Source organism: Mesorhizobium sp. M0293 (assembly GCF_040321735.1).
GTDB lineage: Bacteria > Pseudomonadota > Alphaproteobacteria > Rhizobiales > Rhizobiaceae > Mesorhizobium.
This window is the reverse complement of sequence record NZ_JAMYSA010000011.1, coordinates 27,396-49,985: the sequence shown is the minus strand read 5'-3', so window position 1 is coordinate 49,985 and position 22,590 is coordinate 27,396. Positions and strand designations below refer to the sequence as shown.

General features: G+C 62.1%; 17 protein-coding genes and 1 pseudogene. 10 read left to right on the top strand and 8 right to left on the bottom strand.

Translation table 11 applies throughout. From position 1 onward, the window contains the following. Window positions 1–82: 82 nt before the first annotated feature. Entirely contained in the window at window positions 83–739 is a 657-nt protein-coding gene (gene fsa, locus NKJ06_RS06945) for a fructose-6-phosphate aldolase (protein ID WP_352632896.1), read from the top strand. A 106-nt stretch (window positions 740–845) separates the two neighbouring features. On the opposite strand, the gene NKJ06_RS06940 is transcribed toward fsa, so the two are convergent. The 3 genes from NKJ06_RS06940 to leuS all read right to left on the bottom strand — a co-directional run bounded on the left by NKJ06_RS06940 (window position 846) and on the right by leuS (window position 7,019). After that, on the bottom strand, window positions 846–3,536 hold the full coding sequence (locus NKJ06_RS06940; protein ID WP_352632897.1) for a DNA translocase FtsK: 2,691 nt from the start codon (window positions 3,534–3,536) through the stop codon (window positions 846–848). Between the two features lie 293 nt (window positions 3,537–3,829). Beyond that, entirely contained in the window at window positions 3,830–4,408 is a 579-nt protein-coding gene (locus NKJ06_RS06935; RefSeq protein ID WP_352809465.1) for an LPS assembly lipoprotein LptE, read from the bottom strand. Then, window positions 4,395–7,019, bottom strand: coding sequence for a leucine--tRNA ligase (gene leuS / locus NKJ06_RS06930; protein WP_352632899.1), 2,625 nt, complete (start codon window positions 7,017–7,019; stop codon window positions 4,395–4,397). The genes NKJ06_RS06935 and leuS overlap by 14 nt, the downstream gene beginning before the upstream one ends. A 155-nt stretch (window positions 7,020–7,174) precedes the next feature. Here leuS and NKJ06_RS06925 point away from each other — a divergent pair, with 155 nt between their 5' ends. The 5 genes and pseudogenes from NKJ06_RS06925 (at window position 7,175) to NKJ06_RS06905 (ending at window position 10,302) form a co-directional block, all read left to right on the top strand. Continuing rightward, on the top strand, window positions 7,175–7,837 hold the full coding sequence (locus tag NKJ06_RS06925; RefSeq protein ID WP_352632900.1) for a YggS family pyridoxal phosphate-dependent enzyme: 663 nt from the start codon (window positions 7,175–7,177) through the stop codon (window positions 7,835–7,837). An 85-nt stretch (window positions 7,838–7,922) separates the two neighbouring features. Then, a complete protein-coding gene (locus NKJ06_RS06920; RefSeq protein ID WP_352632901.1) occupies window positions 7,923–8,177 on the top strand; it encodes a type II toxin-antitoxin system Phd/YefM family antitoxin in 255 nt (84 codons plus the stop codon). Further along, window positions 8,177–8,572: pseudogene (locus tag NKJ06_RS06915) on the top strand (type II toxin-antitoxin system VapC family toxin). The gene NKJ06_RS06920 and the pseudogene NKJ06_RS06915 overlap by 1 nt, the downstream one beginning before the upstream one ends. Before the next feature lie 148 nt (window positions 8,573–8,720). Then, entirely contained in the window at window positions 8,721–9,140 is a 420-nt protein-coding gene (locus NKJ06_RS06910; protein ID WP_352809462.1) for a hypothetical protein, read from the top strand. Window positions 9,141–9,252: 112 nt separating this feature from the next. Continuing rightward, window positions 9,253–10,302: an aldo/keto reductase gene (locus NKJ06_RS06905; RefSeq protein WP_352632903.1), complete on the top strand. Its 1,050-nt coding sequence runs from the start codon at window positions 9,253–9,255 to the stop codon at window positions 10,300–10,302. Window positions 10,303–10,352: 50 nt separating this feature from the next. Here the strand turns inward: NKJ06_RS06905 and NKJ06_RS06900 are convergent, their stop codons facing one another. Further along, window positions 10,353–11,261: a LysR family transcriptional regulator gene (locus NKJ06_RS06900; protein ID WP_352632904.1), complete on the bottom strand. Its 909-nt coding sequence runs from the start codon at window positions 11,259–11,261 to the stop codon at window positions 10,353–10,355. Window positions 11,262–11,380: 119 nt separating this feature from the next. Here NKJ06_RS06900 and NKJ06_RS06895 point away from each other — a divergent pair, with 119 nt between their 5' ends. Together NKJ06_RS06895 and NKJ06_RS06890 are read left to right on the top strand one after the other, a co-directional pair. Next, complete coding sequence (locus tag NKJ06_RS06895) at window positions 11,381–12,562, top strand: MFS transporter (protein WP_352632936.1); 1,182 nt, start codon at window positions 11,381–11,383, stop codon at window positions 12,560–12,562. A gap of 57 nt (window positions 12,563–12,619) precedes the next feature. Further along, window positions 12,620–13,654 carry an aldo/keto reductase gene (locus tag NKJ06_RS06890; protein ID WP_352632905.1) on the top strand — a complete coding sequence of 345 codons (1,035 nt, stop codon included), beginning with the start codon at window positions 12,620–12,622 and terminating at the stop codon, window positions 13,652–13,654. 58 nt (window positions 13,655–13,712) lie between these two features. On the opposite strand, the gene NKJ06_RS06885 is transcribed toward NKJ06_RS06890, so the two are convergent. Beyond that, window positions 13,713–13,985: an usg protein gene (locus NKJ06_RS06885; RefSeq protein ID WP_352632906.1), complete on the bottom strand. Its 273-nt coding sequence runs from the start codon at window positions 13,983–13,985 to the stop codon at window positions 13,713–13,715. A gap of 419 nt (window positions 13,986–14,404) precedes the next feature. On the opposite strand from NKJ06_RS06885, the gene acs reads away from it, so the two are divergent. Both acs and NKJ06_RS06875 read left to right on the top strand, forming a co-directional pair. Then, window positions 14,405–16,360 (top strand): acetate--CoA ligase, encoded by a 1,956-nt coding sequence (gene acs, locus NKJ06_RS06880; protein ID WP_352632907.1) that lies wholly within the window; start codon window positions 14,405–14,407, stop codon window positions 16,358–16,360. After that, on the top strand, window positions 16,360–17,109 hold the full coding sequence (locus NKJ06_RS06875) for an MOSC domain-containing protein (protein ID WP_352632908.1): 750 nt from the start codon (window positions 16,360–16,362) through the stop codon (window positions 17,107–17,109). Before acs ends, NKJ06_RS06875 begins: the two co-directional genes overlap by 1 nt. A gap of 1 nt (window position 17,110) precedes the next feature. On the opposite strand, the gene NKJ06_RS06870 is transcribed toward NKJ06_RS06875, so the two are convergent. The 3 genes from NKJ06_RS06870 to NKJ06_RS06860 form a co-directional block, all read right to left on the bottom strand. Continuing rightward, window positions 17,111–18,379 (bottom strand): class I SAM-dependent methyltransferase, encoded by a 1,269-nt coding sequence (locus NKJ06_RS06870; protein WP_352632909.1) that lies wholly within the window; start codon window positions 18,377–18,379, stop codon window positions 17,111–17,113. 353 nt (window positions 18,380–18,732) lie between these two features. After that, on the bottom strand, window positions 18,733–20,094 hold the full coding sequence (locus NKJ06_RS06865; RefSeq protein WP_352632910.1) for a pilus assembly protein TadG-related protein: 1,362 nt from the start codon (window positions 20,092–20,094) through the stop codon (window positions 18,733–18,735). A gap of 309 nt (window positions 20,095–20,403) precedes the next feature. Then, window positions 20,404–21,273 carry a transglutaminase-like domain-containing protein gene (locus NKJ06_RS06860; protein WP_352632911.1) on the bottom strand — a complete coding sequence of 290 codons (870 nt, stop codon included), beginning with the start codon at window positions 21,271–21,273 and terminating at the stop codon, window positions 20,404–20,406. Window positions 21,274–22,590: the final 1,317 nt, after the last annotated feature.

The following is a 22,590-nucleotide window of genomic DNA, read 5'->3' as shown; positions in this document are numbered from 1 at the left end:
ACCTTGCCCTGACTTTGGTCTAGATCAAAGGCCGACCCCGAATGTGCATGACATGCACATGAGAATCTTCAGGAGACCCGCCATGAAATTTTTTGTCGACACCGCCGACGTCAAGGATATCCGTGAGCTGAACGATCTGGGACTGCTCGACGGCGTCACCACCAATCCGTCGCTGATCCTCAAATCCGGCGGCAAGATCGCCGAGGTCACCAAAGAAATCTGCGACATCGTCAAGGGCCCGGTCTCGGCTGAAGTCACCGCCACCGAATATTCCGAGATGATGCAGCAGGCCAAGGCTCTGGCCAAGATCGCCGACAATGTCTGCATCAAGGTGCCGCTGACGCTGGACGGGCTGAAGGCCTGCAAGACGATCCGCAGCGAGATGAACCGCCTGGTCAACGTCACGCTGTGCTTTTCGGCCAACCAGGCGCTGCTGGCGGCCAAGGCCGGCGCCTCCTTCATCTCGCCCTTCGTCGGCCGCATCGACGACATCGGTATCGACGGCATGGAGCTGATCCAGGAGATCCGGCAGATCTACGACAATTACGATTTCCAGACCGAAATCCTCGTCGCTTCCGTGCGCACTGTGAACCATGTCAAGCAGGCAGCACTCATCGGCGCCGATGTCGTTACCGCGCCGCCGGCGACCCTGAAGGCGCTGGTCAACCATCCGCTGACCGACAAAGGCCTCGCCGCCTTCCTCGCCGACTGGGCAAAGACCGGCCAGAAGATCGGCTGAGATGGCGATCGGCTGAAGCCGCACCACTTTCAATCAGAAAAGGCCGGGGTACCCGGCCTTTTTAATGCGCTTCAGACGAAGTCACGCCGCCAAAGGAGTCCGCGGATCAATCCGTGCCGTCATCGTCAGGCGCGGTCACCGGTGGGCGCCGCCCCATGATGATTTCGCGTTTGCCGACATGGTTGGGTGTGCCGACCAACCCTTCCTTTTCCATACGCTCGACCAGGGATGCGGCGCGGTTGTAGCCTATGCCCAGGCGGCGCTGGATATAGGACGTCGAACACTTCTTGTCGCGCACCACCACCTTGACCGCCTCGTCGTAGATGGCATCACTGTCTTCGGCTGCAACCGATCCCTTGTCGAAGACCGCGCCCTGGTCGGCTTCGGCTTCTTCCTCATCCTCGTCGGCTGTCACGGTTTCCAGATATTCAGGCCGGCCCTGCGCCTTCAGATGCGCCACGACGTGCTCTACCTCCGCATCGGAGACAAAGGGACCATGCACGCGGGAGATGCGTCCCCCACCCATCATGTGCAGCATGTCGCCCTGTCCGAGCAGCTGTTCGGCGCCCTGCTCACCCAGGATAGTGCGGCTGTCGATCTTGGACGTCACCTGGAAGGAAATCCGGGTCGGGAAGTTGGCCTTGATCGTGCCCGTGATGACATCGACGGAAGGACGTTGAGTTGCCATGATCAGGTGAATGCCGGCAGCGCGCGCCATCTGCGCCAGACGCTGGATGGCGCCTTCGATCTCCTTGCCGGCAACCATCATCAGGTCGGCCATCTCGTCGACGATGACGACGATGTAGGGCATCGGCGCAAGGTCGATTTCCTGCTGTTCGAAAAGCGGCTCACCGGTGCCCTTTTCGAAACCGGTCTGCACCGTCATGACGACAGTCTCGCCCTTGTCGCGGGCAGCGGCGGCACGCTCGTTGTAGCCGTCGATGTTGCGCACACCGAGCCGCGCCATCTTGCGATAGCGGTCTTCCATCTCGCGCACCGCCCATTTGAGCGCGGTGACGGCTTTCTTGGGATCCGTGACGACGGGCGTCAGAAGATGCGGGATGCCATCATAGACGGAGAGTTCGAGCATCTTGGGATCGACCATGATCAGCCGGCATTCTTCGGGCTTCAGCCTGTAGAGCAACGACAGGATCATGGTGTTGATGGCAACCGATTTGCCGGAGCCGGTGGTTCCGGCCACGAGCAAATGAGGCATCTTCGCCAACTCGGCGATAACTGGTTCACCGCCGATCGTCTTGCCGAGACAAAGCGCCAGCTTGCAGCTGGTCTTGCGGAAGCCCTCCGATTCGATCAGCTCGCGAAAATAGACGGTTTCGCGCATCTCGTTCGGAAGCTCTATGCCGATGACGTTGCGGCCAGGCACGACGGCGACACGCGCCGAAATCGCCGACATGGAGCGGGCGATGTCATCGGCGAGCCCGATGACACGCGAGGATTTGACACCCGGTGCCGGTTCGAACTCATAGAGCGTGACGACCGGGCCTGGGCGAACGTGAATGATCTCGCCGCGCACGCCGAAATCCTCGAGCACGCTTTCCAACAGATCGGCGTTCTGCTCGAGCCGCTCCTGCGACATGTAGAAGCCTTGCCCCTCCGGTGGCTGCTGCAACAGCTCTTCCGAAGGAAGCTCATAAGGATCGCCCGCGGTTGACAGCACAATTTTTCCAGCCCCGGGCAAGCGGGGAGAGCGAGCGGCAGCGACCCTGACAGTGACGTCCACACCTGGCGCGGCCGGCGCTGGAACGGCATCGCTTTTAGCAGCGGGGATTGCCTCGGCCCGCAGCGGCGCGTTGCCCGCAGATACGTCAGGCTGGACGACGGCCTGGTTCGAATTGGCCGGCCAAACGTCCGGCAACGGCTTCGAGGCCTGGCCTGGAAGACATTCGATGACACGAAACAGCGAGGTGGCATCGGCCGCCATCGGCAGGCTGGTATCGATCCGCGCGGTGGCGGCAGGGGCAGATGAAGCTGGGCGGGCCTGCCGGGCCTGGGACGAAACATCGACCAGATGGGGCGCCATAGCCTCGAAGAAGGCGTGATCCGAAAGATAGGGCCAGCGCGGCTTTTCAGGAGTGGCCGGTTTGATCGGGACGCCCGGAGCGGCGGTCCCGCGCGCGGACGCTCGTCCTGTTGCGGCCGTCATCGGCGGCACCGTAGCAACGACGCGCGCCTGCTCTCTGGCGCGCGCCGGGGGAACGAAAGCCGCAGCCGGCGGTGACGGCCTTTGCGTTGCGGCTCCACGGCCGGCCAATGGCTGGGAGGCATGACTTTTCACCGACGCCGGCAATGCCAGGAGCGAGGGCGCGGAGGATGCCCCATCGGCCATGGCTTGCGCGGCTGCTTGCTGCGTTGGGAGCGCATCTGCATCGCCCTGTTCGACAACACGTTCGTGCTGCGGACGATGCTTCTTGGCCTCATAGTCTGGTGTGCGGGTAAAACGCACGTTGGGCGCGAGGAAGAAATATTCTTGCCAGGCAGGACTTTCGATATCGCCGATTTTCGAGGACGCGTTGCTCGCCTCCGCGCTACCCCTCGGCTCCATATAGGGCCGCTTGTTACCGCCGAGATCGACAACCGGCGCGGAATAGCCGGCCTGGTGTGTGCCGGACTGCCGGCCATCCAGTCCCTTGTGAGCCGTACGATCCGGATTGTCTGTCGCGGCTGAAGACGTTCGCTGACCGCCCCTGTCGCTGATGCCATCGAAACGCTTCACCCCGGGATCATCGGGCGATGCTGCCTTCAACAAATTGACCCGGGAAAAACGCCTGGCTTCCATTCTCAAGACTCACTCTGAACTGTCTGCCGAGCAATAGGGAGCGAGTGGTTAACAGTTGCTTCCCGGATGGGTCGGCAACGATCCTTGAGCAGCAAAATCGCCGTGACAGCCTCTACAAGCGACGAGGCCGGATCGTCATCTCACAGCGCACGCCGGTGGCGCGATCTGCTCGCTGTGCCATGGGGAGTTTGATGGCGTATCGTCGCGGCGATGCCGCACAAGCTCTATTCGGGAACCTGATCGGGGTCTCACGATCATCCCATCATGTGGGGGCGCTAGACCGATAAGCCGCGCTAGCCGGCCTTGCCGTGCCTGACCAGGTCCTGGGCGATCGACAATTGCAGCGCTTCGGCCAGTTCGCGCGCGGCGCGATTCTCGGCATCGATCTGCGCCCGGTATGCGGCGAACTCCTGACGCGGCCTGTCGAAGGACGAGGTGATCGAACGCTTGCCGGATGCGATGACCACACCGGACTTCGCATCGGACAGCGTATAGTTGCCAGTCAGCGTCACAGAACCGGCGGTCGGTTCGTCCTCGTTGGTTCCAACCTGCACAAGTGCCGCTGATTCGACGGCTTCGGTCACGCCGAGATTGAGCGAATAGGCCGGCGAAGCCGGCTCGCCGGCCCCGCGTCCAACGCCGAAAATCAGATCGTTGCGCACCTGCTTGGCATAACGCGAGCTGACCGGCTTGATGGCGATCGAAGCCAGTTCGGCACTGGCGCGCGCCTGCGAACCCGACAGCGACGCGCTCGAATAGAGCGGTCGCACCGTGCAGGCCGAGACAAGCGCGAGCGAGCCGACCAGGCCTGCGAACGCGATATGGCGCAGCACACGGCTCAGCCCTGTCTTTTCCCGATCAGGCAACGACATTGACGATCCTCTGCGGCACGATGATCACCTTGCGCGGAGCCTTTCCTTCGAGCGCTTTCTGCACGAAGTCGAGAGCCAATACCGCTTTTTCGACCGCACCTTGGTCCGCGTCGCGGGCAATTGTCAAATCCCCCCGCTTCTTGCCGTTGACCTGGACCGGATAGGTGACTTCGTTGTCGACGACCAGCGCCGGATCGAAGACCGGCCATGGCCGTTCGGCAACCAGATCGGTGCCGCCGAGCGTTTCCCAGCACTCCTCGGCCAGATGCGGCATGACCGGCGCGATCAGATGCACGAGGATCTCCACGGCCTGCCGACAGGCGCCTTTCAGCGCCGGGTTGGCCTTGCCTTCGGCCACCTCGTTGAGCGGCGTGGTCAGCGCGTTGGCCAGTTCGTAGATGCGGGCGATGGCTCGGTTGAAAGCGAGCTTCTCGATATCCTCGCCGACCGCCTTCAGGATCTTGTGGGCGGCCTTGGAAACCACCGCGGCCTCGCCGCTGCCGGCGGCCGCGGGCTCGATGCCGGCCAGCGTCTCGGCCGCCGTCGACACCAGGCGCCAGATGCGCTGGATGAAGCGATGCGCGCCGGCGGCGCCGTCGTCGGTCCATTCGACATCGCGCTCGGGCGGCGAATCCGACAGCATGAACCAGCGCGCCGTGTCGGCGCCGTAGCCATCGGTGATGTCTTCCGGGCTGACCGTGTTCTTCTTCGACTTCGACATCTTTTCCAGCGGGCCGATGGTGACGGCCTCGCCGGTGGCGATGTCGATGGCGCTGCGCTTGCCGTCGACGTCCTCCAGCCGAACCTCCGTGGGCGCCAGCCAGCGGCCATTCGATGCCGAGCCGACGCGATAGGTCTCGTGCACCACCATGCCTTGCGTGAACAGGCCCTTGAACGGCTCGGCCAGATCGACATGGCCGGCCTCGCGCATGGCGCGGGTGAAGAAGCGCGAGTAGAGCAGATGCAGGATCGCATGCTCGATGCCGCCAATATACTGGTCGACCGGCAGCCATTCATTGGCCGCCTTGGGATCGGTCGGCTCATGCGCCCACGGTGCCGTGAAGCGGGCGAAATACCACGACGAATCGACGAAGGTGTCCATCGTGTCGGTTTCGCGCCGCGCGTCCTTGCCGCATTGCGGGCACTTCACATGGCGCCATGTCGGATGGCGGTCGAGCGGATTGCCCGGCCGGTCGAAATCGACATCGTCGGGCAGCTTGACCGGCAGGTCGGCCTTCGGCACGGGCACCACGCCGCAATCCTCGCAATGGATCATCGGGATCGGGCAGCCCCAGTAGCGCTGGCGCGAAATGCCCCAGTCGCGCAGGCGGAAATTCACCTTGCGCTCGGCCATCGGCCGGTTACCGATGGTCTTCTGTTCCAGCAGCTTCGCCACCTCGTCGAAAGCCTGATCCGGCTTCATGCCGTCGAGGAAGCGCGAATTGATCATCACGCCGTCGCCGTCATAGGCTTCATCGATGATCTGGAAGCTCGCCGGATTCCCGCCTTCCGGCATCACCACCGGAATCACCGGCAGGCCGTATTTGTTGGCGAAGTCGAGGTCGCGCTGGTCGCCCGACGGACAGCCGAAAATGGCGCCGGTGCCGTATTCCATCAGCACGAAATTGGCTACGTAGACAGGCAGCGTCCAGCTGTCATCAAACGGGTGAACAACCCGGATGCCGGTATCAAAACCCTTCTTCTCAGCCGTCTCCAGCGCCGCCACGGAGGTGCCCATATGGCTGATATCCTCGATGAACTTCGCCAGCGCCGGATTGCTTGCCGCGGCCTTCTTGGCCAGCGGATGATCGGCGGCGACCGCCATGAAGGAGGCGCCGAAGATGGTGTCGGGCCGTGTCGTATAGACTTCCAGCTCATGCTCGCCATCAGAGGCGACGGCCAGCGGCCAACGGATCAGCAGCCCTTCCGAGCGGCCGATCCAGTTCTGCTGCATCAGCTTCACTTTTTCAGGCCATTCATCGAGGCCGTCGAGCGAATCCAGCAGGTCCTGCGCAAAGTCGGTGATCTTGAAGAACCACTGCGTCAGTTCGCGCTGTTCGACCAGCGCGCCCGAGCGCCAGCCGCGCCCGTCGATGACCTGCTCGTTAGCGAGCACCGTCATGTCCTCCGGGTCCCAGTTGACCTTGGAGGATTTGCGCGTCACCAGCCCCTTCTCGACGAAATCGAGGAACAGCATCTGCTGGCGGTGATAGTAGTCGACGTCGCAGGTGGCGAATTCTCGGGCCCAGTCCAGCGACAGGCCCATGACCTTGAGCTGCTCGCGCATGGTGGCGATGTTCTGGTAGGTCCATTCCTTGGGATGGACCTTGTTTTGCATCGCCGCGTTCTCGGCCGGCATGCCGAAAGCGTCCCAGCCCATCGGGTGCAGCACGTTGAAGCCCTTGGCCCGCTTGTAGCGCGCCACGACGTCGCCCATCGTGTAATTGCGGGTGTGGCCGATATGGATGCGCCCCGACGGGTAGGGGAACATCTCCAGCACGTAGTATTTCGGGCGCGGATCGTCATTGTGCGCTTCGAACAGCTTCTTGGCGTCCCAGGCCTTCTGCCATTTGGGCTCTGACGCGCGCGGATTGTATCGTTCGGTTGCCATGGGACGTTTTTCACTTAAAAGCATGCGCGAACTGCGGGCGATGGCTCGGCAGTTCAGGGAATGTGGTCCGGGTGTTCACCATGGTTTGGCAAACCCGTCAACCATATGGGTATCGCGTCTGACAAAAACGCGGGCCAAAACAGCAGGATTTGCATATGGGCGACGCCGTTCAGCAATTTTTCGCGGTCAAGGCGAATATCGCCGCAGCGGAGCAGGAGGCCGGACGCGATGCCGGCGCTGTGACGCTGGTCGCGGTCTCCAAGACCTTTGACGCCGCCGACATAGACCCGGTCATCAAGGCCGGCCAGCGCGTCTTCGGCGAAAACCGCGTGCAGGAGGCGCAAGGCAAATGGCCGGCCTTGAAGGACGCATTTCCGGATATCGAACTGCATCTGATCGGTCCGTTGCAGTCGAACAAGGCCAAGGAAGCGGTGGCGCTGTTCGACGTCATCGAGACGGTCGATCGCGAGAAGATCGCCGCCGAACTCGCCAAGGAGATCACAAGGCAGAGCCGCGCCCCAAAACTCTACGTCCAGGTCAACACCGGTTCCGAACCGCAGAAGGCCGGCATCGAGCCACGCGACGCGGTGGCCTTTGTCGCCCGTTGCCGCGATGTCCATGGCCTCGCCATCGAAGGCCTGATGTGCATCCCGCCGGCCGATGAGAATCCCGGTCCCCACTTCGCCTTGCTGGAAAAGCTTGGGCATGAGGCGGGCGTCGCCAGACTGTCGATGGGCATGTCCGGCGACTACGAGACGGCGATCGCCTTCGGCGCCACCAGCGTCCGGGTCGGTTCGGCGATTTTCGGCAGTCGATAGCCATTGATAGCGGCAGTTCGAATGCAGCATTTCTTGCTGCCTCAACGCAACAATGCTCTAGCCAAGCTAGCTAGGACGCACTCTCATGAACTGGCATCTTCAGGACGCAAAGAACAATTTTTCCAAGGTGGTTCAACTAGCGCGCAGCGAGGGACCACAGACGGTGACCCTGCGCGGCGAGCGTGCCGCGGTGGTGCTCTCTGCGGAAGACTACGACCGCTTGGCCGGAAAGAAGAAAAGCCTTGCCGAATATCTTTTGACTGGCCCGGTCTGGGACGATGATTTCGCCAAGGAGGTCAACCGTCGCTCGGATACCATGATCCGGGATGTCGATCTCTGATGTATCTGCTCGACACGAACATCGTTTCGGACGTGGCGGCTACCCAAGCCGACTGAATGGCTTACTTCGGTGGATCCGACATCGGTGAGCCTCAGCGTCATTACCCTTGGCGAGATCGAGCGTGGGATCGTCAAGCTACGCAAGGTCGATTCCGAAAAGGCAACGCGCCTCGATTTGTGGCTACGGGAGCTGCGGCGGACAACGCCGACCGCATTCTTGCCGTTACGGAAGATGTCGCGTTGGCCTGGGGGCGCGTCACTGCTGGTCGTACACGGGGCAGCGCCGACACGCTCATCGCGGCAACCGCGCTTGTCCATGACCTCATTCTCGTGACCCGCAATGTTGCCGACTTTGATGATACCGGCGTGACGGTCTTCAATCCCTGGGTGATCTGACCCGTCCCACATTGCCACAAACCCCGGAGGTTGGATGCGGCAGCCGCGTCATAGCATCGCATTGCGATGCCGCGCCCCCCCCCTACCTCCGTCGGAGACCTTGAGCGACCGTCATGGCCGTTCCTTTGCAATGTCGAAGGAGGGCATCATGAACAACGAATACCTTTCCCACAAACAACCCCGTGACCGGCCTCACAACCGACATGTCTCCGACCGTCTGCATCCAGACATCTATAGTGCGATGGCTGGGCTTGCCGGGTGGTACGCATTGTCCGCTTGGGTAGGCTTCGGCGGCAGCAGCTACGCCGATTATCTTCTCGTCGTCATGACCGGCTTCCTTGTTATCGCGGTGGCATTGCCGGCCCTCGCCGGGCATGTCTGGCATCGGCATCGCCCGTGGACACCCGCGAGCATCGGCAGCTTCGAGGATTGGATCGCCGGCGAATTCGATCTCGGCCAGGGCAACCGCGTTGCCTCCAAGAGAGCGCTGCTCGAAATTCTGCTGCCGCTTGCCGCCGTCGCCTTCGGCATGACAGCCTTCGCGATCGTGGCGCTACTGGCCAGCTGACCGTCGGCACGTCCACGCGTCGGCCAGATGAGAAATTCTTTGGGCCAACACTGGAAACGAAACGTACCGTTCCTATTTGTTTTGCGTCGTCACAAACTCTGGAGCCTCCACCATGCGTTATAACCAGCTTGGAAATACGGGGATGTTCGTCTCCGAACTCTGCCTCGGCACCATGACCTTCGGTGCTGCCGGCGAAAATGCCCAATGGGGTCTGATCGCCAGCCTCGATCAGAAGGGCGTCAACGAGATCGTCGCCCGTTCGCTCGCTGCCGGGATCAATTTCTTCGATACCGCCGACGTCTACTCCTTTGGCGAGTCCGAACGGCTGCTCGGCCAGTCGCTCAGGGACCTTGGCGTCGACAGGCAGAATGTGGTTATCGCCACCAAGGTCCACGGCGCCATAGGCGACGGCCCCAACCAGCGCGGCTCGTCGCGCGGCCACATCATGGATTCGGTCGATGCCAGTTTGGAGCGGCTGCAGCTCGATCATATCGATCTCTATCAGCTGCACGGCACCGACACGGTGACGCCGATCGACGAGACGTTGCGGGCGCTCGACGATCTCGTTGCCAGTGGCAAAGTCCGCTATGTCGGCGTCTCCAACTGGGCGGCATGGCGCATCGCCAAAGCGCTGGGCATCACTGAGCGCAAGGGTTTTGCCCGTTTCGAGACCGTCCAGTCCTACTATTCGATCGCCGGCCGCGACCTTGAGCGCGAAATCGTGCCGCTGCTCAATGAGGAGAAGCTCGGCCTGATGGTGTGGTCGCCGATGGCCGGCGGCCTGCTGTCCGGCAAATACGGCCCCGGCGCGCCGGGCAATGGCGAGGGCCGCCGCGCTGCCTTCAACTTCCCGCCGGTCAATGAGGACCGTGCCTGGGCGGCTGTCGCCGTCATGCGCGAAATCGCCAAAAAGCACGATGTGAGTGTCGCCACGGTGGCGCTCGGCTACGTCCTGGCCAAGCCCTTCGTGATGAGCGTCATCATCGGCGCCAGCCGCATGGAGCAACTGGAGCAGAACCTTGCCGCGACTGAATTGAAGCTCGACACCGACGATCTCGTCCGCCTCGACGAAGTCAGCGCCCTGCCGGCCGAATATCCCGGCTGGATGCTGGAGCGTCAGGCTGCCGGCCGGCGCCCGGCGCCGTTCACGCCGAAGGCATAGGCTCCGCCAGCGCAGACATCTCGGGAGCCCGTCGGCTCCCGAGAGCCTTGTCAGGTCAGCCGCACGCTCTCCCCCAGAAAATCGAGAAAGGCGCGCACCCGCGCCGGCAGATGTCGGCCCTGGCCGACATAGACAGCGTGGGTGGGCTCCTCGTCGCCGGGATTGAATACCTCCAGCAGCGACGCCAGCCGGCCGGCGGCGATATCGGCGGCGACATGCCAGAACGCCAGCCGGGCGATGCCCGCGCCCGCCAGCGCCATCAGTCGCATCGCCTCGCCATCGCTGACCAGCATGTTGCCGGTGATCGGAACCACGATGGCGCGGCCTTCCGCGTCGAGGAACGGCCAGCCATCGACATGCCGCACGAATCCAAAGCCCATGCGGTTGTGCCTGTCGAGATCGGCCGGTGTCAGCGGCGTGCCGTACGTTTCGAGGTACGAGGGCGAGGCAACGACGACCACGGGGCTTTGCCCGAGCTTGCGCGCCACCAGCCGTGACTCACTCAACGGCCCGGCACGGATAGCCACATCGGCGCGTTCCGCCATCAGGTCGATGACGCTGTCGGTCAGCACCAGATCGACCGAAATCTCGGGGTAGCGTTCGAGGAAGCGCGGCAGAAGCGGGATCAGCCGGTGCACCCCGAAGGGCACGTAGCTGTTGACGCGCAGCCGTCCGCGCGGTGCTGCACCCGCCGCGGCCTCCTGTTCGGCCGCCACCATGTCGGCGAGGATGCGCAGGCCGCTTTCGTAGAACGCGGTGCCTTCCGGTGTCAGTTGCAGTTTTCGTGTTGAACGACTGACCAGCCGCGCGCCAAGCCGGGCCTCCAGCCGCGCGATCAGCTTGCTCACCGCCGACGGCGTCATGCGCAACGCGCGTGCCGCGGAGGAGAAGCTGCCATCCTCGACGACGCGCACGAACACTTCAATTTCGCCGGAGCGATTGATGTCGGACCTGGCCATTTGTGAATCTATTTCACAGAAAATGTGCCCAAGGCAAGTCTGGTTCACAATGCATGGCGGCACGATCTTTCGGGCCGGGGCGCGGGACGGCGCTCTTCGTCATCGAAGTGGAAACCGCCATGCCTCTTGCCCTCTACGCCCTCGCCGCCGGTGCCTTCGGCATTGGCGTCACCGAATTTGTCATCATGGGTCTGCTGCTCGATGTCAGCAAGGACCTCGGCGTCTCGATCTCGGCCGCCGGCCAGCTCATTTCGGGCTATGCGCTCGGCGTCGTCATCGGCGCGCCCCTGCTGACCATCGCCACCGGCAACTGGCCGCGCAAGACCGTCCTTCTGGCGCTGATGGCGATCTTCACGCTTGGCAATCTCGCCTGTGCGCTGGCGCCCGACTACTGGACGCTGATGGGCGCCCGCATCATCACCGCCTTCGCCCATGGCACCTTCTTCGGCGTCGGCTCTGTCGTCGCCACCGGGCTGGTCGCACCCAACAAGAAGGCCTCGGCGATCGCGCTGATGTTCACCGGCCTGACCATCGCCAACATCCTCGGCGTCCCCTTCGGCACCTGGCTTGGCCAGGCCTTTGGCTGGCGGGCGACCTTCTGGGCGGTGACATTGGTCGGTCTGGCGGCCTTCGCCGTCATCATGGCTCTGGTGCCACGCAGCCAGACGGCGCCCGAAAAGAGCGACCTGCGCGCCGATCTCGCCGTCTTGCGCCGCATGCCCGTCCTGCTTGGTCTTGCCACCACCGTGCTCGGCTATGCCGGTGTCTTCGCCGTCTTCACTTACATCGCTCCGGTGTTGACGCAGATCAGCGGTTTCCAGGAAGCGGCCGTGTCGCCGATCCTGCTCGTCTTCGGCGGCGGTCTCATCGCCGGCAATTTGCTTGGCGGCAAGGTCGCCGACCGTTGGCTGGTGCCGGCCGTGCTGGGCAGTCTCGTGGTGCTGGCCCTGGTGCTCGCCACCATGACCTTCGCCATCCACAGCCAGGTGATGGCCGTCATCTATGTCGGCCTGCTCGGTGCCGCCGCCTTCGCCACCGTGGCACCGCTGCAGATGTGGGTGCTGGACAAGGCGCAAGGTGCGGGCCAGAGCCTCGCCTCGTCTTTCAACATCGCCGCCTTCAATCTCGGCAACGCCGCCGGCGCCTGGCTTGGTGGCGCGGTCATTGCCCATGGCCTCGGCCTTGGTGCACTCACCTGGGTCGCAGCCCTGCTGCCGCTCGCGGCACTCGCAGTGGCCGGACTGGCGCTGCGCCTCGATCGCACCGCCACGCTCGGCACGCCTGCCTCCGTACGGCCATGAGTATCTGAACCGGATCGCTTTCGACACACTTCTTCCACACCACCAGGAGCTAAAAAAATGGACTATCGACGTCTCGGTGCATCGGGCCTGAAAGTGCCGGCACTCTCATTTGGCGCGGGAACCTTTGGCGGTTCCGGCCCGCTGTTCAGCGCCTGGGGCAACAGCGATGCCAGGGAAGCGCGGCGGCTGATCGACATCTGCCTGGAGGCTGGCGTCAATTTATTCGACACCGCCGACGTCTATTCGAACGGCGCGTCGGAAGAGGTGCTTGGCGAAGCCATAAAAGGCCGCCGCGACGCCGTGCTGATCTCGACCAAGACCTCGCTGCCGATGGGCGACGGCCCTGCCGATTACGGCTCGTCGCGTTCACGGCTGATCAAATCCGTGGACGATGCGCTGAGGCGCCTCTGCACCGACTACATCGACCTTTTGCAGATGCATGCCTTCGATGCAGGTACGCCTGTCGAGGAGGTTCTGTCGACGCTGGACGTACTCGTACGCGCAGGCAAGCTGCGTTATGTCGGCGTCTCCAACTTTTCCGGCTGGCAAGTGATGAAGTCGCTGGGAGAAGCCGGCAAGCACGGCCATCCGCGCTATGTCGCGCATCAGGTCTACTACTCGCTGGTCGGCCGAGACTATGAGTGGGAACTGATGCCGCTCGGTCTCGACCAGGGCGTCGGCGCGCTGGTGTGGAGCCCGCTCGGATGGGGCCGCCTGACCGGCAAGATCCGCCGCGGCCAGCCTTTGCCCGAAAAGAGCCGGCTGCACGACACAGCGAGCTTCGGGCCGCCGGTCGAGGACGAGCATCTCTATAGGGTCATGGATGCTCTGGACGCGGTGGCCCAGGAAACCGGCAAGACCGTGCCGCAGATCGCCATCAACTGGCTGCTGCAGCGCCCGACCGTATCATCCGTCATCATCGGCGCCCGCAACGAGGAGCAACTGCGCCAGAACCTCGGCGCCATTGGCTGGAATTTGACCCCGGAGCAGATGAAAAAGCTAGACGCGGCGAGCGAAGTCACCGCGCCCTACCCGTATTTCCCCTATCGCCGCCAGAAAGGTTTCGCCCGGCTCAACCCGCCAGCGGTGTGAGCGCTGGTGCTGAAGCTGCCGATCTCCCCTTGCGGGGGAGATCGGCTGTGCCAGTCCCTCAGTGCAGCACGAACTCGCCGTCGACCTTGCGCCATTCGTTCGGCGCGATCAGCTTCTGGTGCGTGTAGCTGATCGAATGCAGTGGCCCGTCGAGCTCTGCTCTCCAGAATTCGATGAACTTGATCAGCACCGGAAACTTCGGCGCCAGATCGTAATCCTGCCAGATGAAGCTCTGCAGCAGATGCGGGTGGTCCGGAAAATGATAGAGAATCTTGGCCGTGGTCAGGCCATAGCCTTTGAGCATCAGGTCCATTTCGGAATGGTCGCGCATGGCAGTCCCCCTTGGGCGGTCCCTGGTTGAGTCTCCCTTCCTCCCAACGTCAGAGTGTGCGCGCCGTTGCTTAACTGTCTATTGATTTTTCCTGATCGAGAACGGGTTTTCCGCGCGAAAACATGCAGTTAGCAGCGAGCCGGCTTGAGTGCTGACACGACAGTGCCGTGCGTCCCCTTGGACGCGTAAAGACGCAATAGCATTTTTGATTTGGCGCATGATCCCTTCCGAAAATCGAATCCGATTTTCGGGGTCATGCGCTGCCGGGGAAACACCTGCGGCATCCCGCCGCGCGAATCCAACGTCTAATGTTGCGATGACGGACGAACTGGTAATAATGCCGCCGAATTCGCGGCAGCTTTGCCGCGATCCCGCTGGCGTTTCAAGCCGGCGGATCGGTTTGGGAGGAAAGTGAAGAAATGTCCGAGGTTCATGTCCATCGCGTCCAGCCGGCGTGGAAGAAAAATGCGCTGATCGACAATGAAACCTACCTGAAATGGTATGCCGACAGCGTCAAGAACCCGGACAAGTTCTGGGGCAAGCACGGCAAGCGCATCGACTGGTTCAAGCCCTACAGCAAGGTCAAGAACACCTCCTTCGACGGCAAGGTCTCGATCAAATGGTTCGAGGACGGGCTGACCAACGTCTCGGTCAACTGCATCGACCGGCACCTGAAGAAGCGTGGCAACCAGACGGCCATCGTCTGGGAAGGCGACAATCCGTACGACGACAAGAAGATCACCTACAACGAGCTCTACGAGCATGTCTGCCGGCTCGCCAATGTGATGAAGAAGCACGGCGTCAAGAAGGGCGACCGCGTCACCATCTACATGCCGATGATCCCGGAAGCCGCCTATGCGATGCTGGCCTGCACGCGCATCGGCGCCATCCACTCCATCGTCTTCGGCGGTTTTTCGCCGGATGCGCTGGCCGGTCGCATCGACGATTGCAAGTCGACCTTCGTCATCACCGCCGACGAGGGGCTGCGTGGCGGCAAGCCGATCCCGTTGAAGGAAAACACCGACAAGGCGATCGAGATCGCCGCGAAAGCCGGGACGAAAGTCGAAAAGGTGGTGGTCGTGCGCCGCACCGGCGGCAAGACCGGCTGGGTGGCCGGACGCGACGTCTGGTACCATGACGAGGTCGCGACGGTTAGGCCTGAGTGCAAGCCGGAGAAGATGAAGGCCGAGGATCCGCTGTTCATCCTCTACACGTCGGGCTCGACCGGCAAGCCGAAGGGCGTGCTGCACACCACCGCCGGCTATCTCGTCTACGTCTCGATGACGCACCAATATGTCTTCGACTACCATGACGGCGACATCTACTGGTGCACCGCCGATGTCGGCTGGGTGACCGGCCACAGCTACATCGTCTACGGCCCGCTCGCCAACGGCGGCACCACGCTGATGTTCGAAGGCGTGCCGAACTATCCGTCGCAGTCGCGCTTCTGGGACGTCATCGACAAGCACAAGGTCAACATCTTCTACACCGCGCCGACGGCGCTGCGCGCCCTGATGGGCGCCGGCGACGCGCATGTCACGAAGACGTCGCGCAAGTCGCTGCGCGTGCTGGGTTCGGTCGGCGAACCGATCAATCCGGAAGCCTGGGAGTGGTATTTCAACATCGTCGGCAACGGCAAGGTGCCGATCGTCGACACATGGTGGCAGACCGAGACCGGCGGCATCCTGATCACGCCGCTGCCGGGCGCCACTGACCTCAAGGCAGGTTCGGCGACGCGGCCCTTCTTCGGCATCAAGCCGCAGCTGGTCGACGGCGAAGGCAGGGTGCTGGAGGGTGCCTCTGACGGCAATCTCTGCATCGCCGATTCCTGGCCCGGCCAGATGCGCACCGTCTATGGCGACCATGATCGCTTCATGCAGACCTATTTTTCGACCTACAAGGGCAAGTACTTCACCGGCGACGGCTGCCGCCGCGACGCCGACGGCTACTACTGGATCACCGGCCGCGTCGACGACGTCATCAACGTCTCCGGCCATCGCATGGGCACGGCGGAAGTCGAATCCGCACTGGTCAGCCACGATAAGGTCTCGGAAGCCGCCGTCGTCGGCTATCCGCACGACATCAAGGGCCAGGGCATATACTGCTATGTTACGCTGATGGCCGGCGAACAGCCGAGCGAGGAATTACGCAAGGAGCTGATCGCCCATGTCCGCAAGGAGATCGGCGCCATCGCTTCGCCCGACAAGATCCAGTTCGCGCCCGGCCTGCCGAAGACGCGCTCGGGCAAGATCATGCGCCGCATCCTGCGCAAGATCGCCGAGGATGATTTTTCGGCACTCGGCGACACCTCGACGCTGGCTGACCCGGCTGTCGTCGACGACCTGATCGCCAACCGGCAGAATAAGAAGGCTTGATGCAAACCAGGACTGCACTGGGTTCCGTCACCGAGCTCTGGCGCTATCCGGCGAGTTCGCTCGCCGGCGAGCGGCTCGATGCGATCCTTGTCGGCTCGGAAAGCATCGACGGCGACCGCCTGTTCGGCCTTGTTGACGTGTCCGACAATGAAATCGCACGACCGGATCGCGAGGCGAAATGGCACAAGGTGCCGCGCATCCGGACCCGGCTGTCTTCTGCCCGCGAACTCGAGATCGCCGTCCCGGACGGCGATTGGCTGGCTGCGCCGGGTATCGAGAGCGACCGCGCGGCGTCGGCCTATCTTGGCTTCGGGGTCTCGATCCGGCCGTTTCGCCGGGAGAACGCCGCCTCTGGCTATTCCGGCCCGCTGACGGTGGAACGCTATCGCAAGGCCCCGATCCATCTTCTGACCACGGCGTCGCTGGCACGCCTGAAGGCGCTGCATCCGGAAGGGGCCGCCGACCCACGCCGCTTCCGCCCCAACATCGTCGTCGAGATGGAGGCAATCGAAGGGTCGTTTCCGGAGACGGAATGGATCGGCCGCAAGCTTGCCGTCGGTGATCTCCTGCTGACCATCTCCGAGCCGTGCCGCCGCTGCGGCTTCACCATCATCGCCCAGGATGGCTTCGACCACGATCCGGCGATCCTGCGCAATCTGGTTCGACACAACGCGCACAATCTCGGCGTCTATTGCACGGTCGATCGGCCGGCCGGCGTCGAGGTCGGCGACACGATGCGCTTCCTGTAAGCTATCGGTACAGATCCGCTCGCGTCGGCGGCAGGCCGCTCGGGCCACGCGCCCGCTTGGTGACGACGGTCTGGAAAATCTGTGCCGAGGCGCGTTCGAAGGTGATCGAACAGCCGGTCAGGTAAAGCAGCCACAGGCGTGCCCTCGGTTCGCCCACCTCGGCGATTGCTTCACCAAAGCGTGCGTGCAGGCGCTCGGCCCACAGCTTGCAGGTGCGGGCATAGTGCTCGCGCAGGTTCTCGACATCATAGACGAGAAAACCGTGCGCCTCGAGATTGCCGAGCGTCATGCCGATGGTATCGAGTTCGCCGCCGGGGAAGATGTATTTGATCAGCGCCTTGTATTCCGGCCCCTTGCGCAAGGTTTTTTTCATATCGCCCTTGCTGCGCCTTGTGATGGCGTGATGCAGATAAATGCCGCCCGGTTTGAGCAGGCGATGGACGGTCGAGAAATAGGCGGCATGGTTGGCAAGGCCGAGATGCTCGAACATGCCGATTGACGATATCTTGTCGAACGAGCCGGAGAGTTCGGCATAGGATTTTATCTCGATGGTGATGCGATCCTCCAGCCCTTCCGCGCGGATGCGCTCACGGGCAAGATTGGTCTGCGCCTCCGACAGCGAGACACCATGGCCGATGACGCCATAGTTCTTCACGGCATGGATGAGCATCGCTCCCCAGCCACAGCCGATATCGAGCAGTCTTTCTCCGGGCTTCAGCCGGAGCTTGCGACAGATATGGTCGAGCTTGTCGATCTGCGCTTGATCGATGCTGTTGGCGGAATCCTTGAAGTAGCCGCAGCTATAGACCATGCGCTCGTCGAGGAAGAGCCGATAGAAAGCGTTCGAAATGTCATAGTGATGCTGGATCGCTTCCTGGCTCGAACCGCTGACGAAGGGATTGCGTCCCGAAAGATCGGTCCGCGCCGTCATCTGTTTCCTTGAAAACAGCACCGACGGCAGGTCACGCAGGATCGCCAGCTTCGGCAATGTCTTCAGCTTCGTCCTGAGTTTACCTTGCGAAGGCAAGGCATAGAAATCGAACAGTGATCCCTCTTCGATGTCGACGGTCTTGGAAATCCACATCTCGATCAGCGTCGACAGGGACGGTCGCTTCACGATCTGCCAGACGATGTCCTGGTCGTTGATGGTGAGTACCGGACCAGTGGCGGGGCCGATCCGCTCCCCGGTCCACAGCCTGACCGCAAAGCCTGGCTTCAATGTTTCGATCACCGTTCGAACGATGCGAGCGGCCTTTTCGGCTGCCTCCATGCGATTCCTCCCGAATGCTGGCCCCGGGCAGGAGTTTGCCCGGCCGGCCTGGCAATCGCAAGCCGGCTCGCCCGTTGGCTAATTTCAGACCTGCACCTTGTCTTTTGCTGCAATGCACCCCATCATTGTGGGGTGTTCAACGAATCGAAAGGAGGTGATCCGATGTCGAGTGATTTCGTTTTCCAGAACGTGGCCTCAGCGGATTGCACTTTCGGGAAGCAGTCTTCCCGTTAAGGCGCGAAATGCGCGGCGGGTGACCTGATAGGTCGCCGCCATGGGCCGCGCCACGGACGGAAACACGGAAGGCCGTCGGCTTCGAAAGAAGAGGCGGCCTTTTCCGTTTGGGTCGAGCCCTACTTCGTCAGTGCTAGGGTTTCTATGTTGCGGGCGATCGTCTGAAAGGCCGCATCCAATTCGATACCGCTGGCAGCTTGGTAGAAGTGCTTGACCGAACCGGTATCGGGGCTGGCACAGGTCTGCAGTGTCGTGGCTGCATTGGCCTCGTCGAGTTTGAAACCGATCGTGAATATCTCTATGCCTTTGTCGCGCATGGCGGCGCAGAGTTTCGTCGCCGCCATGCGGGTCGTTTCTTTGCCCGCATCATTATAAACCCCGTCGACGTTGCTCGCATCGAAATAGGACAGGTTGAATTCGCCGTCCGTCATGAGGATCGCGTACTTGCCAACTTTCTTCGGGTCGGCCTGGGCTGGTCGCTGCGAAGCATTAAGCACGCTGCCCCAGCTTTCCGAGAGCATGTACCAGGTCCATTGGACGCCGATATGGCCGGCCGTGCCGCCCGAAGCGACAAGATCCTTGATGACATTTTTGAGCGTGGCGGCGTCGGCTGTCAAAGGCACGAGCGCTGCGACCGGGCAAGCGGCCGTGCGTGTGTTCGCGGCAAAGCCCGACAGCAGATAGTCGCGATTGACCATGCTGGAATCAGGACCCGCGTCGGAATATTGATCGGCGCCCTTGCGTTCGGTGGCGCAATTGTCCGGGCGCGGCGATGCCGAAGCAAGCTGAGCGCTTGTATTGCCAGGCGCCTGTTTGCGCTGGCTGGCGTTGGTTTCGACATAGACGCTGCTGGCCGCAAGCTGACCGGCATTGACCGAATTGGCATAGGGCACGATCGAAACGCGGACCCGTGGCTTGCTCGGAGCCTGGCCGCCCAGGAAGCTGTCCACCGCATTGGCCGCGGCGGTCCTCAGGTCTTTGATTTTTTGGCCGGCCATGGATCCGGTCACATCGAGCATCATCGCCACTTCGATGGTCTTGTCCGAATAAAGCGATGTCGTCGTGGCGGCGACGCGTCTCGTATCGCTCATGCCGAAAATCGGGAAGAACAAGGCAACATCGACATGGGCATCCACTTGGACCGTCTTGGCGGTCTTGTCGACGATCAGCCGGTCAAGGACGACTTGGCCAGCTTGTAGAATTCCGGCGGTATCGTTGGCGTCGAGAAAAGCCTTCACCGAATTGTTGGCATCGGCTTCCTTGATGGCACCGGTCGTCAGGTCGCGCGCCGTCGACGTGACCGCGGCGTCGACCACGCCCTGGAGGCTCGATCTGGCATTGTACAGCTGCGAGACGTTGACGGAAAAGCCAACGCCCAGCGCCAAGACCGAGGCAGCAAGGCCGAACAGGACTGCGAAATTTCCACCGCGATCTCTGGCGAAAACGCCGACCGCGTGAACAAGACCCCCGTAATTCCGCATCCTACAGCCTCCGCTTGCCTCGGCCTCGTCGCCGCAGACAAGGCAATGCAGGATTCCAGCCGGATGACGCCGTTTGGCCGCCGAAAGCACGCCGCCCTTCAGCAATACATTGTTTTTGCTTGATTTCGTCCTTTGCGAAGGTGAATGACTGGTAAACAGAAAAACGCCGCCGCGGCTGCGTTTACGAGCTGGTTACCATGCTCAAGACGAAGCAATCGAAGAAAGCTCAACGACGTCCTGTTGCGGCACAGGGCCTGTGTGCCGAAGCGGATCATGTTTCTGGAACAGTTGCGTCGGTAGGCCTCGCGACTAGGCCAGCATCTGCGCGCTGACGGTCCTGTCGATGCCGTGATAGGGCGGGTTGAACAGATTGCCTTCCTGTTCGTAGGTCCACACCTTGAACAGGCTGAGCCGGTGCGGGCCGAAGCTGTGCAGCAGCGGCACGTCGGTGGCGTCGCGGCCGCGCGCGATGACGACGCGGCCGATCCTCGGCCTGTTGTGGCGGGGATCGAACGTGTACCACTTGCCGTCGAGGAACACTTCCAGCCATGCCGAGAAATCCATCGGCGCCGGATCGATCGGCACGCCGATGTCGCCGAGATAGCCGTTCACATAGCGCGCAGGAATGTTCATGCAGCGGCACAGCGTGATCGCCAGATGGGCGTAGTCGCGGCAGACGCCGACGCGCTCCTCATGCGCCTGCGCCGCGGTGCGGGTCGGGCGCGCATAGCCATAGCCGAACGACAGCCGGTTGTGGACATAGTCGACGATCGCCTGCACCCGCGCCCAGCCGGGCGGGAGATGGCCGAACAGTTGCCAGGCCAGGTCACTGAGATGGTCTGTCTCGCAATAGCGGCTGCCCAGGAGATAACCGAGCACCTCGTCGGGCAGGTCCGCCACCGGCACTTCCCTGGCCAGCGCGTTGACCTCATCCGTCTCGCCGCTGTCCTCGACGACCGCATCGTAGAGGATGCGAAAGCTCCCGGCTGGCGCCGTGAAGCGGCGGCAGGCATTGCCGTGCAGATCGTGGTAGAGTCTGGTCGGCACGGTAGGCGATGTCAGCACCCGCGTCTGCCGCTTGATGTCGGCTTGCCTGTCCTTGTGTATCTCGAGCACCGAAATCACCGGAGTGCCTGCTATGCATTCGATGGCGATTTCGTAGCCGAGCCGGATCAGCATCGCAGTCCCCCTCGATTATCGCGGAAAGCAGTTTGTTGAAACGCGACAGAACGGGCTGTGGTTCCCTTGGGACGTCGCCTTTTCAACAAAAACAGCCAGCTAGCGAATGGTTCACCCAACCATTTTCCTCGTATGCTTTCATATTCGGTGGCGAACCTACTGACCAAGACTTGGAATGAGGTCCGCCCGACGAGGCCGCGCCAGCGGTCGAGGTGACCGCGTCGCAGTATTTCGAGGAATGTCGCCGACGGCACGAAGAACTAAAGTGCCGGTGATGGCGCTGCTGAAATCCAATAATCGGTCGTAATTGCCTGACGGCCGGCCTGACGAACATGTTCTCGAGCATTTTGCTCTATTCTGCGCGGCGATCGGGCGTAGCCGATGAAATAGGTAACTGTGTGAACGTCAGGCTTTGGCGCGGCGCGTCATAAGGTGTCCGCCAAGCATGAATTTCTTCGCTTATGGGTGCCGCTGTTATGAATATGGTGACGGTTGACCGTGGAGCCCTGTGACCTAGCTTAGAGTTCAGGATGGACCGTCCACAGCCGGAAATGGTGGAACGGTACGCACCGTGTGAGATTTCTCGGAACGTTGAGATGCAGAGGCACTGCGCTGGCGGGACCTCGAAGCAAGTGACAACTTCGCGAGCGATCCAAAGCTTAGCCAGCGCCAAGGTGAGGGCCAAAACACCGCTTCACGAGCTTAAGAATACACCCAAGACCGCAAGGGCACGCCAATGCCAAATCTTGCTGAGATTTACGCAAACGAGGTAGATATCGCCGTCCTGGGCGGGATAGCAATACTTGCATCAGTGGGCATCTATCTTGTGCTCCGGCGCATCGCTATCGGAGTGCAAAGGCGTCGCATAAAACCAGATGCCGACCTGAGCGAAGGCATCCCTTATCCTCCCGGGGAGGCTTCTTGGGACTGGCAATGCCCGGTCGACCCTGCAACCGGGCGTGCATCTTCTTCTCAGGTTGCAGCTCTCTCAGACACGGCAGACCTGAATGTTCGGCCTCAGAATGCCAATTACCGTCAGTTCGGGGTGCGGGTCGAACATTTCGACGCAAGTTCCGAAGCTTGCGAGCGCTCGTCAGTGACCACCGCGACGGCCTCACCCTCTCACGTTCCCAGGCCGATCGGTCTTGTACTCCGTTTGGGCGTCGCCGCAATCTGTCTGGCCGTGCCGCTTGGCTATGCGATGACGAGACAAAACTGGATCGAAAGAGCCCCCGCCATTTCGCAGGCGCAAGGCTCCGCCCATCCGGAACCTTCGCGATCCTTCGAGCTTCCGGCGAGTGCTGCGCTAGGCATGCA